The organism is Kribbella steppae (assembly GCF_004342025.1).
In the GTDB taxonomy this organism is placed as follows: domain Bacteria; phylum Actinomycetota; class Actinomycetes; order Propionibacteriales; family Kribbellaceae; genus Kribbella; species Kribbella steppae.
The window spans coordinates 158406-182528 of record NZ_SLWN01000017.1; the positions used below are offsets into that span (position 1 = coordinate 158406).

The 24123-nt window shown below is 68.0% G+C and carries 16 protein-coding genes; 9 read left to right on the plus strand and 7 right to left on the minus strand.

All coding sequences use genetic code 11. From position 1 onward, the window contains the following. Positions 1 to 392 precede the first annotated feature (392 nt). The 3 genes from EV652_RS37535 to EV652_RS37545 all read right to left on the minus strand — a co-directional run bounded on the left by EV652_RS37535 (position 393) and on the right by EV652_RS37545 (position 4337). On the minus strand, positions 393 to 1160 hold the full coding sequence (locus EV652_RS37535; RefSeq protein WP_158441440.1) for a DNA-directed RNA polymerase subunit beta family protein: 768 nt from the start codon (positions 1158 to 1160) through the stop codon (positions 393 to 395). Positions 1161 to 1569: 409 nt separating this feature from the next. Beyond that, positions 1570 to 1992 carry a hypothetical protein gene (locus EV652_RS37540; protein WP_132214509.1) on the minus strand — a complete coding sequence of 141 codons (423 nt, stop codon included), beginning with the start codon at positions 1990 to 1992 and terminating at the stop codon, positions 1570 to 1572. Between the two features lie 35 nt (positions 1993 to 2027). Continuing rightward, a complete protein-coding gene (locus EV652_RS37545; RefSeq protein WP_132214511.1) occupies positions 2028 to 4337 on the minus strand; it encodes a DEAD/DEAH box helicase in 2310 nt (769 codons plus the stop codon). Between the two features lie 161 nt (positions 4338 to 4498). Between EV652_RS37545 and EV652_RS37550 the strand changes: the two genes are divergently transcribed. The 7 genes from EV652_RS37550 to EV652_RS37580 all read left to right on the plus strand — a co-directional run bounded on the left by EV652_RS37550 (position 4499) and on the right by EV652_RS37580 (position 13762). Then, on the plus strand, positions 4499 to 4858 hold the full coding sequence (locus EV652_RS37550) for an STAS domain-containing protein (protein WP_439649119.1): 360 nt from the start codon (positions 4499 to 4501) through the stop codon (positions 4856 to 4858). 214 nt (positions 4859 to 5072) lie between these two features. After that, positions 5073 to 7376 carry a sodium-translocating pyrophosphatase gene (locus tag EV652_RS37555; RefSeq protein WP_132214513.1) on the plus strand — a complete coding sequence of 768 codons (2304 nt, stop codon included), beginning with the start codon at positions 5073 to 5075 and terminating at the stop codon, positions 7374 to 7376. 245 nt (positions 7377 to 7621) lie between these two features. Beyond that, a complete protein-coding gene (locus tag EV652_RS37560; protein ID WP_158441442.1) occupies positions 7622 to 8794 on the plus strand; it encodes a DUF4142 domain-containing protein in 1173 nt (390 codons plus the stop codon). A gap of 323 nt (positions 8795 to 9117) precedes the next feature. Beyond that, positions 9118 to 10116: an ABC transporter ATP-binding protein gene (locus EV652_RS37565; protein ID WP_132214517.1), complete on the plus strand. Its 999-nt coding sequence runs from the start codon at positions 9118 to 9120 to the stop codon at positions 10114 to 10116. 1 nt (position 10117) lies between these two features. Beyond that, entirely contained in the window at positions 10118 to 10882 is a 765-nt protein-coding gene (locus EV652_RS37570) for an ABC transporter permease (RefSeq protein WP_132214519.1), read from the plus strand. Between the two features lie 229 nt (positions 10883 to 11111). After that, positions 11112 to 11906 (plus strand): DUF2785 domain-containing protein, encoded by a 795-nt coding sequence (locus tag EV652_RS37575; RefSeq protein ID WP_132214521.1) that lies wholly within the window; start codon positions 11112 to 11114, stop codon positions 11904 to 11906. A 551-nt stretch (positions 11907 to 12457) separates the two neighbouring features. Continuing rightward, a complete protein-coding gene (locus tag EV652_RS37580) occupies positions 12458 to 13762 on the plus strand; it encodes a cytochrome P450 (RefSeq protein ID WP_132214601.1) in 1305 nt (434 codons plus the stop codon). Between the two features lie 117 nt (positions 13763 to 13879). Here the strand turns inward: EV652_RS37580 and EV652_RS37585 are convergent, their stop codons facing one another. After that, complete coding sequence (locus tag EV652_RS37585; RefSeq protein ID WP_199238621.1) at positions 13880 to 14629, minus strand: leucine-rich repeat domain-containing protein; 750 nt, start codon at positions 14627 to 14629, stop codon at positions 13880 to 13882. 10 nt (positions 14630 to 14639) lie between these two features. Continuing rightward, positions 14640 to 15467, minus strand: coding sequence for a TIGR03619 family F420-dependent LLM class oxidoreductase (locus EV652_RS37590; RefSeq protein WP_132214523.1), 828 nt, complete (start codon positions 15465 to 15467; stop codon positions 14640 to 14642). Positions 15468 to 15681: 214 nt separating this feature from the next. Here EV652_RS37590 and EV652_RS37595 point away from each other — a divergent pair, with 214 nt between their 5' ends. Both EV652_RS37595 and EV652_RS37600 read left to right on the plus strand, forming a co-directional pair. Beyond that, a complete protein-coding gene (locus EV652_RS37595; RefSeq protein WP_132214525.1) occupies positions 15682 to 17238 on the plus strand; it encodes a GGDEF domain-containing protein in 1557 nt (518 codons plus the stop codon). A 19-nt stretch (positions 17239 to 17257) separates the two neighbouring features. Further along, a complete protein-coding gene (locus EV652_RS37600; protein WP_132214527.1) occupies positions 17258 to 18817 on the plus strand; it encodes a GGDEF domain-containing protein in 1560 nt (519 codons plus the stop codon). Here EV652_RS37600 and EV652_RS37605 read toward each other — a convergent pair. Further along, positions 18814 to 20256 carry a DUF7059 domain-containing protein gene (locus EV652_RS37605; protein ID WP_132214529.1) on the minus strand — a complete coding sequence of 481 codons (1443 nt, stop codon included), beginning with the start codon at positions 20254 to 20256 and terminating at the stop codon, positions 18814 to 18816. The genes EV652_RS37600 and EV652_RS37605 overlap by 4 nt on opposite strands. A 7-nt stretch (positions 20257 to 20263) precedes the next feature. Continuing rightward, entirely contained in the window at positions 20264 to 23986 is a 3723-nt protein-coding gene (locus EV652_RS37610; RefSeq protein ID WP_132214531.1) for an NPCBM/NEW2 domain-containing protein, read from the minus strand. Positions 23987 to 24123: the final 137 nt, after the last annotated feature.

The window sequence follows — 24123 nt, forward strand, 5'->3', positions numbered from 1 at the left end:
CGTATCTGACTAGATACACAACGTGACAGCAGGCTGTAACGTCCATGCCGATCGGTTCAGTGGATCGGAGGTGACGACATGCTGTTGCACGGACTGGCTTGCCTTCTCGATGACCTGCTCTGGCACTGCCATCATCACTGCTGGTGGTGACAGGCCCGGCCGACTGGTGACGGCCGGGGACGAGACGGGCGGACGGTGACAGCGACACGAGGCTCCCGCTGACGCGCAAGCAGCGGGGATCCGGAAGTCGAACCTCGAGCACCGGTTCCGAACCGAAGCAGATCACCAGAATCACAACTGAAGGAGTGTCGATCACGAAGGAGTGAAAACAGCCGGCCCCGACGATGTCGGGGCCGGCTGTCCTCTGTGTGGCTGAGGATCCTCCTTGGAGATCAGCGCTGAGCGAGCTGCATCATCTGCTTCGGCAGCACCGACATCTGGTCCGGGACCGCGGTCTGCGGCCGAACCAGCTCGAGCAGACTGGATGCGGCGTTCGCGATCGGCAGTGGCAGGGCCAGGCCCAGGGAAGCCAGCAGCGCGTTCACGAGTGCCAACACCGCACCCAGGATGTCCAGACCCGGGAGCGGCAGCGCGCTCCAGCCCTGGACCGGTGTGCCGGACGCGGACATGCTGCCGGTCGGCTGTGCCTGCTTGGCCTTCCCCTTGCCGAGCAGGGACGTCAGGGCGAGTCCGCTGGCGGCGTTCACGAACGTGCCCGCGCTCTCGTCGTAGCTCCACTTCTGCCCGTCGCCGGCCCGGCAGGGCAGCACCAGCAGTGGCGCGTTGGCCGGAACCTTGGCCAGATCCGCACCGCTGTCCAGGCAGGCGCCGGTCTCGGCAAGGGCGCCACCGACGCTCTTGCTCATCGCCACCTGCAGCTGGCCGGACTCGGTGTAGATCCACTCCTGGGTCTTGCCCTCCTTGCCCGGCGCGCAGGCCATCATGACCGCCATCGGGACCTTGGCTGCCGCGACGAAGGTGAGGCAGTACCGCGTGTCGGAGCGGGTGGCGATCTGCTTCGCCACGCCGACCTCGACGCCCGGAGGTGCCGACCGGGCCGGTTCCAGGTTCGCGGCCTGCGCCGGTACGGCGGTGGCCAGAGCGACGCTGACGGCCAGAACCGTCACGCCGGTACGGCTCAACAACTTACGGATGATCAAGACAACCTCCAGAGGTCGTGCCATCGCAGCTCGCGTCAGGTCGTCGGGACCCCGACCGCGTCAGCCGGACCCGGCTCCGGGAACCGCGACGACACCCCTTGCGCGAAGGGCGAGCTGCGGGTCGATCCCCCGTGAGGAGGCGGTGTGGCCCGGAAGGCCGATGGTGACTCAACGCGACGTTGACGCCACAACTAGTAAGGCACAGGAGGCTCGGCTGTGGTGATGGCAAGATGGCGGAACTTGATGCCAATGGCAACTAACTGCCAGGGCAAAGTCGTTGCGCAGGGCATCGAAATCCCGCCGCAGGATCGTCGTGCCGTCGCCGAGTGGAGGCTGTGGTGCTATCGAGATGTTAGCGCAATCTATAGGACCATCCGGGCGCTGGTTGATGCCCTGGGCAACTGAGTGTTCAGTGGGGTTGTTTGGTGTCAGTGGGGTCGGTGGCGGTGTGCTTCTCGAGTGCTAGCCGTTCATCCGAGGTCAGCTCTTCGGTGTCCGCGGCCTTGGTGTCGGGTACCTTCGTGTCGGCGTCGGGCACCTTCGTGTCGACATCACTCTCGGTAGCGGGCGCGGTATCGGTCGTCGCAGCCTGTGCGCGCAGTTCCTTCATCTCCTTGCGCCGGCGGTAGCCGCGGCCGAGTCCCTTCTTCGTCAGCCAGAGCCCGGACATCAGCGTGACCCCGGCCAGTGCGCCGAGGATGAACACCGTCGGCACGGACACACCGAAGTCGACGCCGAAGACTTCCATCGTGGTGGACGCGGACGACGACACCGAGACCCCGAGGCCGAACACGACGGCGAGGACGATCAAGACGATTCCGAGGACGGCCATGGCGAGCTGCCTCTCCGCCAGCCGGGGCTGGCTGTTCAGGCCTCACTGCTGAGTAGTGCGGTGAGCAGCGCGACCGCGCCGCCCTTGTCGAGTGGGTTGTTCTGGTTCCCACATTTCGGCGACTGTACGCAGGACGGGCATCCATCCATGCACTCACAGTGTGCAATCGCCTCACGTGTCGCGGTCAACCACTCGCGCGCCGCGGCGTAGCCGTGTTCGGCGAAACCGGCCCCGCCCGGATGGCCGTCGTACACGAAGACGGTGAGGCTGCCGGTGTCGGCGTGCCGGGCGGTGGAGACGCCGCCGATGTCCCACCGGTCGCAGGTGGCGAAGAGTGGCAGCAGGCCGATCGACGCGTGCTCGGCCGCGTGCGCCGCACCTGGTACGTCGGACAGGCCGAGCGCGGCGACGGCAGTGTCGGGCATGGTCCACCAGACCGCTTTGGTCCGCAGTGTCCGCTCGGGCAGGTCGAGCGGCTGCTCGTCCAGTACGTCGCCAGTCGTGATCAGCTTGCGCTGGAACGACACCACCTGGCTCGTCACCTGGACCCAGCCGCGCGACAACTCCGCCGTACCCCAGGAGCAGGTCTCCTCGGTCGCCAGGATGCTGATCTCCGTCACATCCCGGGCGAACGTGGTGTAGTCGGGGGCGGCCGGCTCCACGACAGCGGCGTACCCCTCGAGGTCGAGGGTCTTGACCAGATAGGACTCGCCGGCGTGCACGTAGACAGCACCCTCGTGGACCGAGGAGTGTGCCGAGCCGCCGTCGACTGTGCCGAGCAGCCGACCGGTCTGGTCCTCCACGATCTGCACTGTCTTGCCACCGGCCGAGCGGATGTCGATGGCGTCGACAGCCCGCTCCCGCCGCGTCCAGAACCAGCCGTGCGGCCGCTCCCGCAGCAGGCCCTGCCGCACGAGCTGCGCGATGACGGTGGGTGTCGTACTGCCGAAGACCTCGTAGTCCGCAGCAGTCAGTGGGAGCTCCTGGGCGGCGGCGCAGAGCTGAGGGCCCAGGATGTACGGGTTCTCGGGGTTGAACACCGTCGCCTCGACGGGACGTCCGAAGATCGCAGCCGGGTGGCGCACTAGATAGGTGTCCAGCGGGTCGTCGCGTGCGACCAGCAAGGCCAGTGCGTCCCCGCCGGCGCGTCCAGCACGTCCGGCCTGCTGCCACAGTGACGCGCGGGTGCCAGGCCAGCCAGACAGCAGTACGGCGTCCAGGCCGGCGATGTCGATGCCGAGCTCCAGCGCGTTCGTCGCGGCGACTCCGGTCAGCTCACCGCTCTGCAACATGCTCTCGAGTCGTCGGCGCTCCTCTGGCAGATAGCCCGCCCGGTACGCCGACACCTGGTCGATCAGCCCAGGGTCCACCTCAGCCAGGTTCTCCCGCGCTGTCATGGCGACTGTCTCGGCTCCACGCCTCGACCGGACGAATGCCACCGTCCTGACCCCGGTCACCACCAGATCGGTCAGCAGGTCGGCCACCTCGGCTGTGGCAGAGCGGCGTACCGGAGCTCCGTTCTCACCGCGCAGTGAGGTCATCGGAGGCTCCCACAGGCCGAAGGAGATGCCGCCACGCGGAGAGCCGTCGTCGATCACCTCCACCATGGGCAGGCCGGTCAGCCGCTCACCGGACACGGCCGGCTCAGCGACCGTCGCCGATGCGCAGACGAAGATCGGATGAGCACCGTACTGCGCACAGACCCGGCGGAGCCGCCGCAGTACGCCGGCCACGTGCGCGCCGAACACACCGCGATAGTGGTGACACTCGTCGACCACGACGTACTGCAGGCAACCCAGGAAGCGGGCCCAGCGTTGGTGGTTCGGCAGGACCGAGCGGTGCAGCATGTCCGGGTTGCTCAGCACGTACGTCGCATGGTCGCGAGCCCAGTCGCGTTCGGTCCGTTCCGAGTCGCCGTCCAGCGTCGTCGCCCGCAGGCCGGGCACGGTGTACGACGAGACGGCCCGGAGCTGGTCATGCGCCAGCGCCTTCGTGGGAGACAAGTACAGAACAGAGGCGGTCCGGCGATGGGGTGAGGCGGCCTGCGCGATGCTCAACGTGGCGAAGGCGGGCAACAGGTAGCCGAGCGACTTGCCCGAGGCCGTCCCGGTCGCGACCACCACGTGCTTCCCGGCGTACGCCGCCTCCGCGGTGGCGACCTGGTGGGTCCACGGCGCGATGATGCCGGCGTCCGCGAGCTGACCGAGCACCTCGGTCGGCGCCCAGCGCGGCCAGGCGCAGGTCTGCCCGGCCCGGGCCGGCACTGACTCGACATGGGTGAGCCGGTCGTCACGACCCACGGCAAGGCGCTTCAGCACGGTCGCCGCCTCACCACCTGCACGCATGACACTGAGCCTAGTGCCGGTCTCGGACAGTGCCCGAACTCGTGCATGCGGCGACTGCAGGTGCGGATGCACCCGGCTTTTTCGGGGCTGAGATCGACTTCGGTGTAACGAGATGAAAGAGTTTTCGGCAACGGCCCTACTCACGGTCCGTACATGGTTGAATGCAGCAGTTCACGGGATCGGAGGCCGAAGTGGATCTGTCGCTCAACGCGCGTGCCGAGGGCGGGCGGACCGTCATCGAGGTGGCGGGGGAGATCGACGTCTACACCGCACCGAAGCTTCGCGAGAAGATCGCCGCGCTCGTCGACGAAGGTGTCCATCACCTGGTGATCGACCTGGAACGCGTGGAGTTCCTGGACTCCACCGGTCTCGGCGTTCTCGTCGGCGGACTGAAACGGGTGCGCACCCACGACGGATCCCTGTCCCTGGTCTGCACCCAGGAACGGCTGCTCAAGATCTTCCGGATCACCGGCCTGACCAAGGTCTTCGACATCCATCCGGACGTCGCTTCGGCGATCTGAGCAAGCGAAAAGGTATCCGCAGTACTACGAAGAGTGAGGTTCTTCCCTGTTCCCCTGGGTATGGCGTAGACCACCCTGTCGTCAGGTCTGGTCGGATACCCGTTAGAGTGACCCACCGCGCCAGTCATTGGCGCTGTGTCGTATTTCCCCAACCCTTCGGTTGCGGCAAACGGGGGCCGTCAAGTCCCTGAAGGGTTGCCTACAAGGAGGACGGATGTCCGCGCTGCTCGCACAAGCGGTGGATCTTTCGTCGAGCAACACCACTGTGGTGGTCGTCGTGGGAGTGATCGCGATCCTCGCGATCGCCATCGCGATGGTCTTCCGCGGCCAGGTGCTTGCCGCGAACGATGGTACCGAGAACATGAAGACGATCGCCGCGGCGGTCCAGGAAGGCGCATCGGCCTACCTGAACCGGCAGTTCCGCACGCTGTCGATCTTCGCTGTGGTCGCATTCCTGTTGCTGTTCCTGCTGCCGGTGCACAGTGACGGCGACAACGAGACCACGCTGAAGATCTTCCGATCAGTCTTCTTCCTGGTCGGTGCGGGCTTCTCCGCCCTGATCGGCTACATGGGCATGTGGCTGGCGACGCGCGCCAACGTGCGGGTCGCCGCGGCCGCGCGCGACGAGGGCCGCGACCCGGCGATGCGGGTCGCGTTCCGCACCGGTGGCACCGTCGGCATGGCCACCGTGGGTCTGGGCCTGCTCGGCGCCTCGGTCGTCGTCCTGCTGTTCAAGGGTGACGCCCCGACCGTGCTCGAGGGCTTCGGTTTCGGTGCCGCCCTGCTCGCCATGTTCATGCGTGTCGGCGGCGGTATCTTCACCAAGGCCGCCGATGTCGGTGCCGACCTGGTCGGCAAGGTCGAGCAGAACATCCCCGAGGACGACCCGCGCAACGCCGCCACCATCGCCGACAACGTCGGCGACAACGTGGGTGACTGCGCCGGTATGGCGGCCGACCTGTTCGAGTCGTACGCCGTGATGCTGGTGGCATCGCTGATCCTGGGCAAGGCCGCCTTCGGCGAGCAGGGCCTGATCTTCCCGCTGATCGTGCCGGCCATCGGCGCGATCACCGCGGTCATCGGCGTCTTCCTGACCCGCCCGCGCACCGGCGAGAACGGCCTGCGCACGATCAACCGGGCGTTCTACATCTCCGCGGTCATCTCCGCGGTGCTCTGTACGGTGGCCGCGTTCGTCTACCTGCCGGGCAACTTCCGGGACCTGACCGGCGCCACCGAGGCGATCGCCGCCCACGACGGCGACCCGCGGCTGATCGCCACCGTGTCGGTGATCATCGGCATCGTGCTGGCCGCGATCATCCTGGCCCTGACCGGCTACTTCACCGGCACCGAGGACAAGCCGGTCAAGGACGTCGGCAAGACCTCGCTGACCGGTGCCGCGACCGTCATCCTGTCCGGTATCTCGGTCGGCTTCGAGTCCGCCGTCTACACCGCACTGGTGATCGCGGCCGCCGTGTACGGCGCCTTCCTGGTCGGCGGCTCGGGTGTCGTCGCACTGTTCGCGATCGCGCTGGCCGGTTGTGGTCTGCTCACCACCGTCGGCGTCATCGTCGCGATGGACACCTTCGGCCCGGTCTCCGACAACGCCCAGGGCATCGCCGAGATGTCCGGTGACGTGGACGGCGAGGCGGCCCAGATCCTGACCGAGCTGGACGCCGTCGGCAACACCACCAAGGCGATCACCAAGGGCATCGCGATCGCGACCGCCGTACTGGCCGCGACCGCGCTGTTCGGTTCCTACACGGACTCGATCTACGCGGTGCTGAACGACGCGGGCGACGCGGCGTTCAACGCGGACGCGCTGGTCTTCGACCCGTCCACCCTGGTCGGCATCATCATCGGTGCCGCCGTGGTGTTCATGTTCTCCGGTCTCGCGATCAACGCCGTCGGCCGCGCCGCCGGTGCGGTCGTCTACGAGGTCCGTCGCCAGTTCCGCGACATCCCGGGGATCATGGAGGGCACCGGCAAGCCGGAGTACGGCAAGGTCGTCGACATCTGCACCCGCGACTCGCTGCGTGAGCTGGCCACCCCGGGTCTGCTCGCGCTCACCGCGCCGATCGCCGTCGGCTTCGGCCTCGGTGCCTCGGCGCTGGCCGGCTACCTGGCCGGTGCGATCGCGTCCGGCACCCTGATGGCCGTCTTCCTGGCCAACTCCGGTGGCGCGTGGGACAACGCCAAGAAGCTGGTCGAGGACGGTAACCACGGTGGCAAGGGTTCGCCCGCGCACGAGGCCACCGTCATCGGTGACACCGTCGGTGACCCGTTCAAGGACACCGCCGGTCCGGCCATCAACCCGCTGATCAAGGTGATGAACCTGGTCTCGGTGCTGATCGCCCCGGCCGTCGTGGGGATGTCCTCGATCGGCGAGGACACCAACACCCCGCTGCGGATCGGTATCGCCCTCGTGGCGGTCGTGATCCTGGCCGTGGCCGTGATCATCTCCAAGCGTCGGGAGTCGGTCATCTCCGAAACCCCGGCCGAGGTGAACGCCGCCGCCTGATCCAGGCAAGCAGCAGAAACGGCCCGCCGGTCATCCGGCGGGCCGTTTCGCATCCTCCGGCCGCCCCGCCCTGACGAATGGACCCGGACAGTTCACCGTTCTACTGTCGTCTGTACGACGAATGCTTGAGGGTGACTGCCGGTCTGAGCGCAGGGGAGGTAGGGGTGCCTCGGCGACAGGACAAGGGCTCTGCTCCTCCCCGACGGGTGGCGACGACCCGCTTGTCGGCATTTCTGCTGCTGGTCATGGCGGGAGTGCTGGGAGCGGCGCAGCCGGGGTACGCGACGACGACGCAACAAGATGTCGCCTACCTCAACGCTGCCCACCAGAGCAATCTGACGATCATTCAGGCCGCCCAGGCTGCTAAAACCAAGGGCCGGAGTTCGTGCGTGCGGCAGGTCGGCGCCCTGATGGAACGGGACCATCGCAGGCTGGCCGCGCAGGAGCTCGAGGCCGCGAGTCAACTGGGCGTCGGGCTGGTCACCATCCCTTCGCAGGCACAGCGTCAGCAGCTCGACGCCCTCGCCGCCAAGGCCGGGACCTCTGGGTACGACGCCGCCTGGCTGGCCTTGCAGCGGCAGGAGCACCAGCAGCTCCTGACCCTGATCGAAGGCGAGCTGGCGAAAGGCACCGAGCCTGCCGTCAAGTCGGTGGCCAAGGGCGCCCAGCCCGTGGTCCAGATGCATCTGGACATGGTGAAAGGCACCTGTCGGGTCGGAACCGGCTCCATCACGGTGCCCACCGGCGACGGTGGCCAGGTCGCCGACGCCCAGCGGATCCGCTCGCGGACGGGATTGGTGCTGTTCGGCCTCGGAGTGATCCTCCTCGCCGGCAAGCACATCCGGGCGCGGCGGCGGCTCCTCGGCCTTGGTGCGCTGGGAATGGGGATCGCCCTCGTGTTCGGAGGGTCGCCCGGCGATACCGGAGAGGTTCCGCAAGCCGGCCGTTCCGTTGCGGAACGGGAAGCCGCCATTCCGCCGGTCCGGCTGGCGCTGCCCGGCGTCGTGGAAGCGCCGGTGCTGCCCGTCGCGACCGGCAGCGACAGGCGCCTGCAGATGCCGAAGTCGCCGGCCGAGGTGGGCTGGTGGGCGGCGGGTGCGGCGCCGGGCTCGGCCGGTGGAACCGTGCTGCTCGCCGGCCACGTGGACTCCGCCCGGTCCGCGCGCGGGGTGTTCGCCGCGCTGTCGCAAGTGCAGGTCGGCGCCAAAGTTGCGGTGACAGCCGGGGACGGAGACGTGCACTGGTACCGAATCGTGGCTCGCCGGACCTACCGGCAGGAAGCCTTACCCGCCGACCTGTTCCACGGTGCTGTGAAGCCTCGGTTGGCGCTGGTGACCTGCATCGGCTCGTACAACCACTCGGCGCACCGCTACAGCCATAACCTGGTGCTCTACGGCGTCCCGGTGGCTCGCACCTGAATCGGCGGGCGGTTTCGCGTTAAACCGTACGTTGCCGCCATTCGGGGGTGACTTCCAGCTTCAAGCGTTTGTCCCGCGGTATGCCGAAGTACTGGTGGCCGTCGACTTTCGGCTGATGCGGACTCCTGCCCGGATAGGGGATCGTCGGGGTTGTGGTCAGGGCTTTAACCGATGGCAGCGCGATCGGCCCGGACGGCAGAATCAACCCAGGGGTGGACACACCGGATCCGCCCCGGGTCCGATGATCTGGCCCGGTCAGCCCTCGATACTGAATGCGACACCGCCCACGACCAATGGCGCGCCACCGAACGAGGAGTACGGCGATGATCGAGGCAGAAAGCCTCACCAAGCGATACGGCGCAACCGTTGCCGTTGACAACCTGTCTTTCGAGGTGAAACCCGGCAAGGTGACCGGCTTCCTCGGCCCGAACGGGGCCGGCAAGTCCACCACCATGCGGATGATCCTGGGCCTGGACACTCCGACCTCCGGCGACGTCCGGATCGACGGTCAGCACTACCGCGACCTGCGCCAGCCGCTGACCAAGATCGGTGCGCTGCTGGACGCCAAGTGGGTGCACCCGAACCGCTCGGCGCGGTCCCACCTGGCCTGGATGGCCGCGTCCAACAAGCTGCCGAAGTCGAGCGTCGACAAGGCGCTGGAGATGGTCGGCCTGACCTCGGTCGCGAACAAGCGGGCCGGTGCCTACTCGCTGGGTATGTCCCAGCGGCTCGGCATCGCGGGGGCGGTGCTCGGCGACCCGGAGATCCTGCTCTTCGACGAGCCGGTCAACGGCCTCGACCCCGAGGGCATCCTCTGGATCCGGAATTTCATGCACCGGCTGGCCGCCGAGGGCCGGACGGTCCTGGTCTCCAGTCACCTGCTGTCCGAGATGGCGCAGACCGCCGAGGAGCTGATCGTCATCGGCCGTGGCCGGCTGATCGCGCAGAGCTCCACTCAGGAGTTCGTCGACCGGGCCAGCGGCACTACCGTCAAGGTGCGGACCCCGCAGCTGGATCAGTTGGCCGGCGTACTGCATCAACAGCAGTTGGTCACCCGGATCGAGGACATCGAGAAGGAGGGCAAGGTGCTGTTCGTCGAGGGCGACCTGACCACAGACCAGATCGGTGAGGCGGCCGCCGCGCACGGCATCGTGCTGCACGAGCTGACCCTGCAGCGCGGCTCGCTGGAGCAGGCGTTCATGCAGATGACCGGCGACTCGGTCCAGTACCACGCACACGACGAGCTCGCCCACGTCGGCGACGTGAACCTCACGCCGCCGACCGGCGTCGAGGTGGTCTCGGGTCCGAAGGAGGACAACTGACATGTCGCTGATCCAAGTCGAGCGGATCAAGCTCTTCTCCACCCGGTCGCCGTGGTGGTGCATGATCATCGCGGCCGTGCTGTCCATCGGTCTGGCCGCGCTCGCGACAGGTTTCGCCACCGGTCCGCAGGAGGCTGAGGTGACGCCCGCGATGACGCAGTTCGGCGTCGGCCTCGGGCAGATGGTCATCATGGTGATGGCGGCCCTGGCGGTCACCACCGAGTACCGGTTCGGCACCATCCGGACCAGCTTCCAGGCCGTCCCGCAGCGGGCCGCCCTGCTGCTGAACAAGACGATCGTGGTCGCCACCCTGGCCGCCGTGGTCGGTCTGGCCGCCTCGTGGGGTTCGTGGGCGATCGGCAACCTGCTGGCACCGACCGCGGACATGGCGATCAACACCTCCGCCGAGTGGCGGCTGATGTTCGGCCAGGCGTTCGTCTACGCGCTCTCGGCGATCTTCGCGATCGCGATCGGCATCCTGATCCGGCAGAGCGCCGGTGCGATCGCAATCCTGATCCTCTGGCCGCTGCTGGTGGAGAGCCTGCTGCCGCTGATCCCGAAGATCGGCGACGACCTGCAGAAGTGGACGCCGTTCACGAACGCGAACCAGTTCCTCAACGGCGAGCAGGACATGGGCCTGGCCGGTGCGGACGCGGCGGGTGCCTCCACCGCGCTGTCGCCGTGGTGGGCGCTGGCCTACTACGCGGCCTGGGCGATCGGCGTGCTGATCATCGCTCTGGTGACCGCAAGCAAGCGCGACGCCTGACAAGACGACCCCGGCCGAGGTTGAGGGGCCCTGGCCGGGGACGCGAGGCCCGGCCGGGCTGAGGGGTCCTGGCCGCTACGGCCCGTGGAACATCCGGGAAACCGGGTGTACCACGGGCCGTTACCCGTTCCAGGCCCGGCTGCGGCCGGTCGTCGTACCCCGGTTACCGGTTCCGGAACCGGCCGGTAGGGCTGGCGGGTTGTGTGGGAAAGCGTTTAGCCTGCCGCGCATGACCGACTGGGCGCGGGTGCGCGCCGACGGCTACGCCGTCCCGACCGATCGTCCGCTCACCGATCTCGTCGCCGAGTTGTCCGGCCTGCTGCGATCACCGGATCCAGTGACCCGCGACGCCCACGGGTACGCCGTGCTCGCCACCTGGATCGGCCGTGGTGTCCTGTCCGCCGACCAGCTCCGCGAGCTCGGCGACGAGATGGTCACCCGGTTCGCCGATCCGGAGATCCAGACCCGCACGTTCGCGCCGCTGATCCTCGACTCGATCGTCTCGGCCGGCGTCTTCGAGCCGAGCTGGGTGCCGCCGTTCGAGCGCTGGTACGTCGCCGAGGAGGATCTGCGCGGGTACGACGCCAAACTCGGCTGGCTGCACGCGGTCGCGCACGGCGCCGACCTGCTCGGGACCCTCGGCCTGCATCCGGCGGTCGAGCCGGTGCAGATGCTCCGGCTCGGTATCGGCCGGCTCCTGACGCCCACGTCGTACGTCCTGCGCGACCTGGAGGACGACCGCCTCGGCTATGCCCTGGCGGTCACCATGACCCGCGCCGACCTCGCCGAGATCGACGCCGTCGACTGGCTCGACCCCGTCCTCCGCGCGTTGGCGACCCCGCCCGTCGAAGGCATCACCCCCGAGGTCACCAACACCCTTCGCACCCTGCGGGCCCTGTACCTCCTGGTCGACCACGGCACCCGGCTCCCCGGTGCCAACTTGCCGACCCGGATCCCGCACCGCGACCAGGTGAAGTCGAAACTCACCGAAGTCGTCCGCATCGTCACACCGCACTACCTGTGAAGCCCGAATGGCCGGGCAACTGGGCCCGGCTGGTATCCGGTGAGGACTGCGGCTTCTGCCTGGCATGGGCCAGGAGCGGAACCAGTACGGCGCGCGGATCTTCAACGGCAGGTACGTCGATGCCTACCTGCAGAGCGCGGACATGCGCGAGCGACTCACCGAGTGACGGATCTGGTGAGGTGCGGCAGGGCTGGGGCTGTTGGTAAGGCTAACCTGGCCCAATGAGCTGCCGGGATTGGTTGCCCTGGTCATGGATTCAGGACAGCCGACGATCGGCGGCCGGCGCATCCGACTTTCGGCTGGGGTTTCCCTGAACTGTCCCCGAGGGACGATGCGCCGCGGTCCAGGGCACGGTACAGGTGGGTTCCGGTGGAAGCCGAACCCTTGTCGTGGGATCGTCTGGGTGGCAATGCCGTGGCCCCCTCCCATGGTGGTGCCAACGCCACTACCGCAGTAGTGCCAACACCATCGGACCTGGTCCCTGGCGACGTTAGTTTTTTGCTGACGAAAGCCGTTAGGGGCAGCAGTTTTAGAGAGGGCGCGTGGAAGTCATGGTTGCGACATACCTGAAGAGATGGGTCGGCAGCCGGATCTTGAACAGGACCACCCGCAAAGGTGGTCTCGACCTGTCGAAGATGCGGATCGTCCCACGTCAGGTCTCGATGCCGCTCCGCCGCGAGGGCGTGGACCCGGTCCCGGCGCTGGGACAGGTGCGCGAGGCCGAGCCGGTGCACAAGCTGGCTCATCTGTTCGGACTGAACGTGTGGATGGTGAGCGGCCACGCGGAGGCGAAGGCCGTGCTCGCCGACACGGCGAACTTCAGCAACGACATCCGGCCGCTGGTCGGCTCGGACCCGAACAAGCCGTCGGAGGGTATCGGCGGTCTGGGGTTCACCGATCCGCCGGACCACACCCGGCTGCGCAAGCTGCTGACGCCGGAGTTCACCAAGCGCCGGCTGGCCCGGCTGGAGCCGGTGATCGAGAAGATCGTCAACGACCAGCTGGACCTGATGGAGACCAAGGGCCCGGTCGTCGACATCGTCGCGGACTTCGCCTTCAACGTGCCGTTCCTGCTGATCGCCGACCTGCTCGGCGTCGAGGAGTCCGATCGCGACCGGTTCCGGGCGCTCGGTCCGGCCCGGTTCGATCTGTCCGGCGGCGGGATCGGGGTGTTCGGGTCGGCGAGCGAGTCCCGCGACTTCCTGTTCGAGATCGTCCGCAAGCAGCGCCGGCAGCCCGGGGACGGGCTGATCGGGTCGATCATCCGCGCGCAGGGTGACGAGATCGACGACATCGAGCTGGGTGGCCTGGCCGACGGGGTGTTCCTCGGCGGGTACGAGACGTCGGCGAGCATGCTCGCGCTCGGCACGCTGGTGCTGCTGCGCGACCCGGAGAACTTCGAGCGGATCCGGAACGAGCCGGGTGCGGTCGACACGATGGTCGAGGAGTTGCTGCGGTATCTGACCGTCGTACAGGTCGCGTTCCCGCGGTTCGCTCGGCACGACCTGGAGCTGTTCGGCCAGCAGGTCAAGAAGGGTGACCTGGTCGCGGTGTCGCTGTCCGGGGCCGACCGGGACAAGCAGGTGTTCGGCCTCGACGCCGAGGACTTCTACCCGAAGCGTGCGGCGCCCGCCGCCCACCTCGCCTTCGGCCACGGCATGCACCGCTGCGTCGGCGCCGAACTCGCCCGCATGGAGCTCCGCGCCGCCTTCACGGCTCTCGCGCACCGATTCCCCGACCTCGCGTTGGCAGTCCCGGAGGAGCAGCTCCGCTTCCGCGACTTCTCCATCGTGTACGGCGTCGAGACTCTCCCCGTCCAACTCCACGCCACCGCCGCCACCCAGGCCGCCGGCTGACTTGCAGCCGATCGAGCAGTACGTCGTCGGCCTGGCCGCAAACGCCAGGCCGCCGGCGTCCTGCTCCGCGACGCCGAGTGCTCCTGGCCGAGCCGTCGTACAAGCCGTGAGTACGGCCTACGCGTCGCCCGAGGGTGAGGCGGCTGTTCGGTAGATGGCGCAGCCTCGATGGGCGAGGGTGTGGACCCATTCGGGGACGACGGGGAGGTCGAGCCAACGGAGGTCGAGCTTTTCCAGGGCGGGGAAGGCGTTCGGGGGCAGGTCGGGGAGGCGGGTGAGGCGGTTGGCCCGCAGGTCCAGGTGTCGCAGGAGTGGGAGGCGGCTCAGCTGGACCGGAAACTCGGTGACGGCGTTCGAGCGAAGACTGACCACGCGGAGCTCGGTGAGCTGGTCGAAGGTCGCGGGCAGCCGCTCGATCGCGTTGCGGTCGAGGTGAAGCTCCCGCAGTGTGCGCAGGTCGCCGTACGCGTCGGGGAGCTCGGTGAGGCGGTTGCCGTACAGCCGGAGTTCGACGAGTTGGCCTAGCCGGCCCAGCGAGGCCGGCACTGAGGTCAGGCCGTTGTCCGTCGCGCCGAGGTAGATCAGCGACGACAGGTCGCCGAGCGACTCGGGCAGTTCGGTGAGGTCCAGGTCGCTCGCATAGAGGAACTCGAGCTGCTTCAGTCGGCCAAGCGAATCGGGGATGCTCTTCAGCGGTTGGTGGCTGAGGTCGAGGATCCGCAGTTCGGTGAGCTCGCCCAGCCATTCGGGCAGCGCGGTGAGCCGGTTCTCGTGCAGGTAGAGCTCGCGGAGGCCGGCGTACTCGCGGATTGTCGGGTCGACGTCGCTCAGGCCAGTCCCCCCGAGGTTCACGCTGCGGGGCACCATCCGACGAATCCTAGAGCTTCAGCCGTTCCGCGAAGGCGGAGAGTTGGTCGCGTTGCTCGGGGAGGTCAGGACTAGGCACGTTGACGACCAGGCGGGTGACGCCCTGGGCGGCGAGGGCTTCGACGGCTTCGGGGGTGAGGTCGATCGAGCCCCAGCGGGTGTACTCGAGCGGCCTGGCAGCCGTCGTACGGGCGATCTCCCACTGGGCTGCACGTTCCTCGGGAGTCAGTGCACCTCCGGGGAAGAAGCCGTCACCGCGGAGACCAGCCCGGCGGGCGGCCGCGCGGCTCGAGCCGCCGATGTGGATCGACAATAGGCCGAGCGGCTTGGGGAAGCTGCAGAGGTCCTCGAACTCGAAGAACTCGCCGGAGTAGCTCACCCCGTCCGCGCCGCCGGACCACAACAGCCGCAGCACGTCGATTGCTTCATCGGTACGACGGCCACGCGTCCGGAAGTCGACGCCCGTCGCGCGAGCCTCACCCGGCAGGCTGCCGAGACCCACGGTCAGCAGGCGCATGCGGCCCTTCGAGAGGACGTCGATGGTTGCCAGGCGCTTGGCCAGTACGACGGGGTGGTGGTACGGCAGCAGCAACACACCGGTTCCGAGCAGAAGCCGCTCGGTCTTTGCCGCGACGAACCCGAGCATGTCGAGCGGATCGCCGTACTCCAAGGTCGTCGGCATCTCCGCACCCCCGAGCGTGGCTCCGCGATACAACGCCACATGCTCCGGCACGTACAAACCCTCGAACCCACATGCCTCCGCATGCCGCGCGAACCCGACCAGCTTCTCCGGATCCACCCCGTAGAACGGCGTGCTGTAACTCACCGCGAACTTCATCCCCAGAACCTAAAACCTTGCCCCCAGGGTCAAGGCAAATGAAGGAGCTTTGCGCGGGATTCCGTGCTTTCTGCGTATGAAGTGTGGCACTAGGTGGTCGGTGGCGGGTTCGGGTCGTGACAGAGGTGGGGGTGGGTGGTCACAATGGGCGGTCCGGCCCGAGGTGCGGGTGAGGATCAGGGAAGGCCGCCGGCGGGCTATGGGAAGTGGCGAGATGGTGACGGGTGACGCACTGACCGTCCGGATCGCCACCGCGATGACATCGGCCCAGTCGGGTGGGCATGCGACCGCGGCGGCCGAGATCGAGGCGATCCGGGCCGAGCTCGGTGGCGTGCCGAGTTATCAGCTGGCCGCGGCCGAGTACGTCCGCGGCGTCACGGCCCACCACGCGAGCGACGCGGACGAGGCCCTCAGGGCCGTGGATGCGTGTCTGGACGTCGCGAAGGCGATCGACGAGCCGGGCTGGGAAGCGAACGCCCTGCCGATCCGGATCATCAACCTGGCCCGCAGCGGCCGCGGCGGGGACACGGTGAAGGACCTGGTCACCGCCGAGCACGCGCTGAGCCGGACCAAGGACGCCGGGCTGACCGCCTGGGCGCACACCGGGCTCGGATACGCGTACGACGTCCTACGCCTTTATGAACTGTGCATTCCGCATTACGAGCTGGCCACCCAGCTGGACGACGACGTGTTCGAGCTGGCCGAGTCGCTGGCGATCGACCGGCTGAACCTGGCTGAGACCTATCTGCGCTGGGCGCACGAGCTCGAGCGGCTGGGCGATCCGTCGTACCGGCAGGAGATCCAGGAACGGCTCGCGTCGGCGGCGTACTGGGCGCGTGAGGCGGAGCGGGTGATCGTCGACGGCGAGAGCCAGGAGTTCTGGCGGTTGAGTGCGCGGCTGTGGATCGCTGCCGCGGCGACGACCGACGATCCGGCGACGGCTGTCGCCGAGCTGACCGAGTGCCGGGACGAGATTTCCAAGCTGGGTGAGACCGAGCGGCTCGCGATCGCAGGCACCTACCTGGCCAGGGCTCTCCAGGCCCAGGGCAAGTCCGAGGAGGCCAGGGCGGCGGCGGATCGGGCGGCGGATGACCTGATTCCGTTGGCGGATCCGGCGACGCATGTGCTGGTGTTGCAGACCCGGTCGGAGATCGCCGCGGCCGACGGTGGGCCGGGAGCCCTTGCAGGGTTGGAGTATGCGCGTTCGGTGGCACGCGGCTGGTGGAAGGAGCGGCAGCGGGCGCTGAACGCCGTTCGGCATGCGCTGGCCACGCACGATCTCTCGGCCCGGCACGACGCCGAGTGGCACGCGGCGCGCCAGGACCCGCTGACCGGGGCCGGCAACCGGCGGGCGCTGGACGAGCGGCTGACCGCGGCCCGCGACTCCGGCCGGGCGGTGACGGTTCTTGTCATCGATGTAGACGATCTGAAAGTGGTGAACGACACATATGGGCACGCCTGCGGGGACGAATTGCTGCAGGTTGTTGCAAATCTCCTGGTAGAACAGGCGCGAGCGACCGATGCCGTGATTCGATCGGGTGGCGACGAGTTCATCGTGGTGCTCGACCAGCCGGACGCCAAGGGTGGTGCGCAACTTGCGTTACGGATCCGGACCGCGGTCGCGGCCATCGCGGCAGCGACAGCCAAGCCGTGGCTCGGGCGGCTCGGACTGAGCATCGGGTACGCCGCGACGGCCGAAGGTGTCGGAGTGGACCAACTGATCGCCACGGCGGACCGTCGGTTGTACGACGACAAGCGCCGCAGGCGGTGAGGCGACAGGGGGTTGTGAGGTGCGCGACACGTCGGGGGTGACCGCGCGGATCGCGGCGGCGATGACGCGGGCCCAGTCGGGCAATCCGGCCGAGGCCGCGATCGAGCTCAACCGGTTGCTGACCGAGGTCGGCCCCGAGCCGAGTCCTGAGCGTGCCGCCGCCGAGTACGTGCGGGCCGTCGCGGCCCACCACGCCACCGACGCGGTCGAGGCGCTGGACGCGGTCGACGCCTGTATCCGGGTCGCTCGCGCGATCGACGAGCCGGGCTGGGAGGCGAACGCGATCGCGATCCGGATCGTTACCCTGATCCGGACCGGCGAGGGCGGGGACTCGGTCGCCGACCTGGTCGCTGCCGAGAACGCGCTGTCCCGCACCCGCGATCTCGGTCTGGCCGGCTGGGCGCACACCGGCCTCGGCTACGCCTACGACCTGCTCAGGCTGTACGAGCTGTGCATCCCGCACTTCGAGCTCGCGGCCGAGGGCGACCACGACCCGCTCGGGCTGGCCGAGGCGCCGGCGATCAACCGGCTGAACCTGGCCGAGTCGAACCTGCGCTGGGCGCACGAACTCGAGCGGCTGGGCGATACGTCGTACGACGACGAGATCGGCCAGCGCCGGCGGGATGCGCACCGGTGGGCGGGCGAGGCGATCGAGGTGATCGTCCGCGACGACCTGCTCGGGTACTGGCCGATCGCCGGGCGGATGTGGCTGGCCGCCAGCAACGACAAGAGCGACGCCGCCGAGGCTGTGGTGACCCTCAAGGACTGCAGGGACCAGATGGCCAAGCTCGGCGACCTGGAGCTGGCCGCGATCGCGGGTGCCTACCTGGCCAAGGCGTACGCCGTTCTGGGCCGGCTCGAGGACGCCACAGAAGCCGCACACCGGGCTGGGAGCGACCTGCCACCGACATCCGATCCGCCAGTCGAGGCGCTGGTCCGCCACACGGCTGTGCAGATCGTGGCGGAGTCAGGAGACGGTGGAGCGGCCACTGGGCTGCAGTACGCGCGGGCGATCACCAGAGGTTGGTGGGCGGAGCGTCTCCGCGGCCTGTACGCCGTACGCAGCGCACTGGCCAATCACGAGCTCTCGATCAGGCACGACGCGGAGTGGCGGGCCGCCCGCGAGGACCCGCTGACTGGTGTGGGCAACCGCCGGGCGCTGGACGAGCGGATGTCCGTCGCGCATGACGCCAGCCGGTCGGTGGCGGTGATCGCGATCGACGTGGACAACCTCAAGGTGATCAACGACAGCTACGGGCATGCCTGCGGTGATGAGGTACTGCGACGGGTCGGGCACCTGTTGACCGAGCAGTGCCGCGCCGAGGACGTGGTGGCGCGGGCCGGTGGTGACGAGTTCGTCGTCGTACTGGACAAGCCGGACGAGCGTGGTGCGCGTGAGCTGGTGGAGCGGATCAAGCTCGCGGCCGACCGGGTCGCGGCGACCGCGGGCGAGCCTTGGTTCGCGATGCTGCGGCTCAGCATCGGGCAGGCGAGCAGCACCGACGGTACGGCGGTCGGCGAGCTGCTGGCCGAGGCAGACCGGCAGATGTACGCCGACAAGCGCCGCCGCCGGGTCTAGTAGTTGAGGAACCCCTCTAGAACAAGGCGTCTGACCTGTGGGAGGTAGTCCCGCAGTACGTCCTCCAGCGGCCGGTCGAGGAGGTCGGCAAGCGCAGCAAGGATCTGTCCGACGGTCAGGTCCCCGTCACACGCGCCGACGAAGCCTGCCAGCACAGTGTCCGCCTGCTCGGCCCGCCGCATCCCACGCTGGCGCCGCAACACGATCGAGGCTGGGTCCTCGGCGCCTGGCTGCCCACTGGTCTTCTGGATCACGTCGTCGGCCACCACCAGGTGCAGTCCGGTCAGGTCGTCCGGCAACCCCTCTGCCCGTTCGAACCGCCGCAGTACATGCGGACCGATCGGACGCTCGATCTCGTACGGCCACTCCTCGGCCTCGAGCGTGCCTTCCACGTTGTGCAAGGTGATCCAGCCCATGCCGATCGCCTCGACACCCTGATCGTCCAGCCACCGCAGCCAAGCGTCGTACCGGGCCGTGTACTCCGAAGTCCCGTGCAGACCCGCGTCCCGCAGCCACAGCTCGACGTACTCGGACGGGTCGAGCTGCTCGCGCTGCACCGCCCACGCGGACCGATCGCCCGTCCACCCGGCGATCCGGTCGCGCCAGTCCTCACCGCGGACGCACGTCCAGTTCGCGAGCAACTGACACCAACCACCCTCGGTCAGGTGGTACGGCGCCTGCCGCACCACCTGCTCCACGACGGAATCACCCGCGAACCCGGTCTCGCGGTACGTCAGCCGCCCATCGCCAGGCGAGATCACGTACGGCGGATTGCTCACGATCAGATCGAACCGCTCGTCGCGGACCGGCTCGAACAGACTGCCCTCGCGGACGTCGAGATCGACCCGGTTCAGCGCGGCCGTCCACCGGGCCAACTGGAGGGCTCGCGGGTTCACGTCGGTGGCGACGACCTGGTTGACCCGGTCGGCCAGGTGCAGCGACTGGATCCCGCAGCCGGTGCCAATGTCGAGGGCCCGCTCGGCCTTGATCGGAACGGTCAGGTGGATGAGGCTCAGACTCGCCGGCGCGATGCCCAGCACGTAATCGGACCGCATCGGCGCGCGGTGCCCGTCCAGGCCGGGAGTGAGGTCCGCGACCACCCACCACTCCCGGTCGTCCTCGGCGTACGGTCGGATGTCGAGGATCGCCCGCGCCTCACCGTCGTACGCAGAGATGATGCCAAGAGCAACCAGGTCAAGGTCGGGAAAGGCCTGTGCCACAAGGGATTCCGGTACGACGCTCTGCAGCAGGAACAACCGGATCATCGTGTCGAGCGCATCACCGGAGTCGGTACGCCGGCCCGCAAGAGTCGTCTCGTTGCGGGCCAGCGCACCATTGGCCTGGGCACCCAGCCGGTCGGCCACCCCAACGACCGTGTACCCGGCTGCCGTGAACGCCTGCCGCAGCGCGTCCACCTCGATCCCCGTCAGCTCACTCATGGAGCCATTATGGGTTGCAGGTCACCTTCGCCTCTGCCCAGTCTGCGTGGTCGCTGGTGATGCCGTCGCCGCCGTCGGTGACTTGCAGCGTCAGCGTCTGACCACCGCTCACATCGACCGAGACATCGGCCGTGGGTGAGGTTCCGGTGAGCAGATCCGAGGTGTGCTTCGCGACTCCGTCAACCAGGACTTTGAAGCTGACCTTGCCGCGATCCTCCATCTCGTCGTCCACACCGACCTTCGCGGTGAAGGTGCTGCAGTTCCCGCCGATCCGGACGCTGACCGCCGACGGCGCGTGTGTGCCGATGCCCTTCGCGTACTGCACGCCGTCGAGGGTGATCGCTCCACCGTCGCCGGCGCCGTCCTCGCCGTTGCTGCGATCCCGTTCGACCGGGCCCCAGCCGTTGGTCGAGTCGAGGAACTCCAGATCACTCACCCACTTCTCGCCGGTAGGTGCTGGTGGCAACGGCTTGTCGGCGATGGTGGCAGCGAAGAAGCCGAGTCCGCCGCCGGGCAGCTTGATCGCCTTGACCGTCTTCCCCGGGTCCAGGGGTACGGCGGTGTAGAAGACCCGGTAGTCGGTCGTGGTGTTACTCAAGCCCGCTGGTGTGTAGCGGCCCTTCACCGACACCGCCAGCTTGGCGCCACCGGTGGTCGGGTCCTGGCAACACCAGTTCGGCAACTGGAAGGTGCCCTGCGACTCCGAGCCGTCGGAGTAGATGACCGTCACCGATCCACGGGCGTTGAGGCTGGCGCCGGCACCCAGCAGGGCGAGGTGCGAACCGGTTCCCGAGACCAGGATCGGTGCCGGCTGGTTCTTCACCAGGTTGGGCGTTCCCGGTGCACCGGTCGGCCAGGTGAACTGCGCGTCCTGCACGGTCACCGTCGCGCCAGGCGTGTAACCGGCTGCCGCCAGAGCCTCTCCGTTGAAGCTGTTTCCCGAGCCGTCGAAGTTGCCTTGCGCGTACGTCGACGCGTCGCTGATGCCGACCACGTTGGCAGCCTGGGACAACGATGCGTACGGCAACTGAGCCGTCGCCACCGCGGTGTTCGAGTAACTCTTGCCCTCAGCAACATAGTTCGCGGCCAAGGTCAGAGTGAACGACGCCGGCTTCACGTCGGCTCCGGGTGTGACCTGCAGCTTCGTCGTCACCGTCTTGCCCGGATCCACGCGGGTAAAGGTGTTCTGACCGGAAACCGTCCACCCACTCGGTACCTTCAGATCGAGGCGTACGTCGCGCATCGTCGTCGTACCGCCGTTGCGGAAGGACGCGGTGACCTCGGTCGCCTGACCCGGGGCGTTCCACAGCGACGGGGTGGTCAGCTCGGGGGTGCCGAGGGTGTTGGTGACCGCCTCGCCGCCGCCGACCGAGGTGGTGTCGCTCAAGCGAACCTCGGCCGACCGCGTGGTGGAGACGGAAGCCGTCTTCACCAGCACGACACCGTTCTCGTAGTACCAGCCCACCGAGCCCGCGAGGTAGGCGTTCTTGCTGACGAACTTGGTCAGCTTGCTGTTGTCCACGGTGACGTCGCGGGGCGCGGTGCCGGTGTGGACGGTGAGTTCGTACGGACGGCTCGTCGGCTTACCGGTGTAGCTGCCGACACTGGCGCCGATCTTCACAGTCACGTCGCCACGGTCCTGCGTCGGTGCGGTCACCGCGAAGACCTGGGTAGCAGACTTCTGCGCGCGGGTGACCCGGTCGTCCTCGTACAGGCTGAACGACGACTTGCCCTGCGGGTAGATGTCGACGGTGAGCCGGTCGCCGAAGCCCTGCTCGGCCGCGGCGTTGATCCCCGCCTTCCACATCGGTACGACGGCTCCCGCCTTCACGAACAGCGGCAGAGTGTCCAGCGGAGCGTGGTATCCGTTGACCGTGGTCGGGCCCTGGTAGACGCGGCCGCTCCAGTAGTCGACCCAGTTGCCCTTGGGCAGGTAGATACCGCTCTTCACCTCGTCGGCACCCCACATCGGTGCGACCAGGAACTCCTTGCCGGCCAGGAACTCGTACTTCGTGGTGTCGTCCCAGGTCTTGGGGTCGTTCGGGTACTCCAGAACCAGCGACCGGTTCAGCGGTGCACCGGTCCGGTGGGCCTCGGCGGCGTACGAGTAGAAGTACGGCAACAGGCGCTCGCGCAGCTTGAGGTACTTGCGGTTGATCGAGGTGTACGGGTCGCCGTACGCCCACGGCTGCTTGTACGCCGGGGTGGCCCAGCCGGACATCGTCATGAAGGCCGGGTTGAACACCTTCCACTGCATGTCCCGCACGTACGAAGTGGGTGAGCCGCCGAAGATGCCGTCGACGTCACCGGCGCTGTAGGCGATACCGGAGTTGCCGGAGCCGGCGATGGCCGGGATCTGCCACTTGATCGCGTCCAGCGAGCCGCTGTGGTCGCCGGTCCACTGCACCGCACACCGCTGGGCGCCGGCCCAGCCCTCGACCATCCAGGCGAAGCCGCGGGCATCGCTGTACTGCTCTATACCGTCGTGCGCGGTGTCGCAGGCGCTGAGCGCGTGCCGGTAGCCCGGACCGACCCAGGCGACGTCCAGCTTGCGTACTCGCACCCCTGCCTCGCCGACCTCGGCCGGCTGCCGGTCCAGCGAGGACTGCGTCCACAGACCCATCTGGATATTGCGCTGCCGGAGTTCGTCACCGGTCTGCTTGAGCGGCGGGATCTCCCGCTTGCCCCACCAGGTGCCGTCGACCTGCTCGAAGTCGGTGTCGTCGGAGTAGCCGCAGCCGTAGTCGTCGTTGACCAGCATCCAGCCGCCGGGCATGTCCTCGTCCTTGAACCGCTGCGCGACCTTCACCGCGTCCAGCGTGGTCACCTTGTCCGGGTGGACCTTCCAGTCGTTGCTGGTGTCCGGGTCCTTTCCGTAGTGACCGCGGTTGTAGCAGTCGGAGTCGCCGTACTCGAGTCCGTAGATCGGCGGCATGAACGGCCGGCCGGTGAGCTCGGTGTAGCGGTCCAGCGAGGTCTTGAGGTCGCCGACGAAGTAGTACGCGTCGAACCGCTTCTCGTCGTGCTTGGTGACGACGGGCTCGGTGAAGCTGTAGCTCCCCGGGCTGAACGTGTTCCGCAGTACGCCGTACCCCGCGGTGCTCATGTAGTAGGGAGAGGCGTTCGGGTTGCCGCCGTCCTCCCAGTTGAAGTCGCGGGTGATCTTGATGGTCTGGTCGCGGTGCGAGAACCGGCCGTTCTGCATGCCGCCGCCGAAGAACTGCTCACTCGGCCCACGGCCCAGCGACTGGGTGGTGGAGGTGTCGTTCCACGACAGCGGTGCCGACTCGGCCCAGACCAGTTGACCGTTCGAGCGGTAGAGCGAGAACCGCAGCGGTGACTTCTGCGCTCGGACCTCGATCTTGCCGGTCGTGAGCGAGTAGTAGCTGCCGCGATCCCGCCACGACGTCTGCGGAGTGCCGTAGTCGGTCTTGGTGACGATCGTCGACGCCGGCTCGTCCGGATCGGTCGGCGGCGTGCTGGCCGGGTCGGTGAAGTTCCCGTCCGGCGCCAGCCAGAGCCGGAACACGTCGTCCTTCAGGAAGACGACCCGCACCTTCGCCGAACCGGCGGTCAAGGTGTACGTCGCATTGTCGGCGGCGAACCCGCTGACGTCGCCTAACGCTGTGTCACCGGCGGCGGGCTCGGCCGCCGCCGGACCGCCTGCGCTGAGCAAGGCACCGGCGACCAAAGCCAGGGTTGTGCCGGCGATGGTTACTGAACGTTTCATGCGGACAAAGATGCTCACGAGTGCCTCACTTCACGCATCTATGAACAAGAATGCGGTCATTGAAGCGCACCCAGGACGGCTTGTCATCAGGTCGGCCGTCATGAACTTGAGACGCGGTCGCCATCACGGGGAGAAGC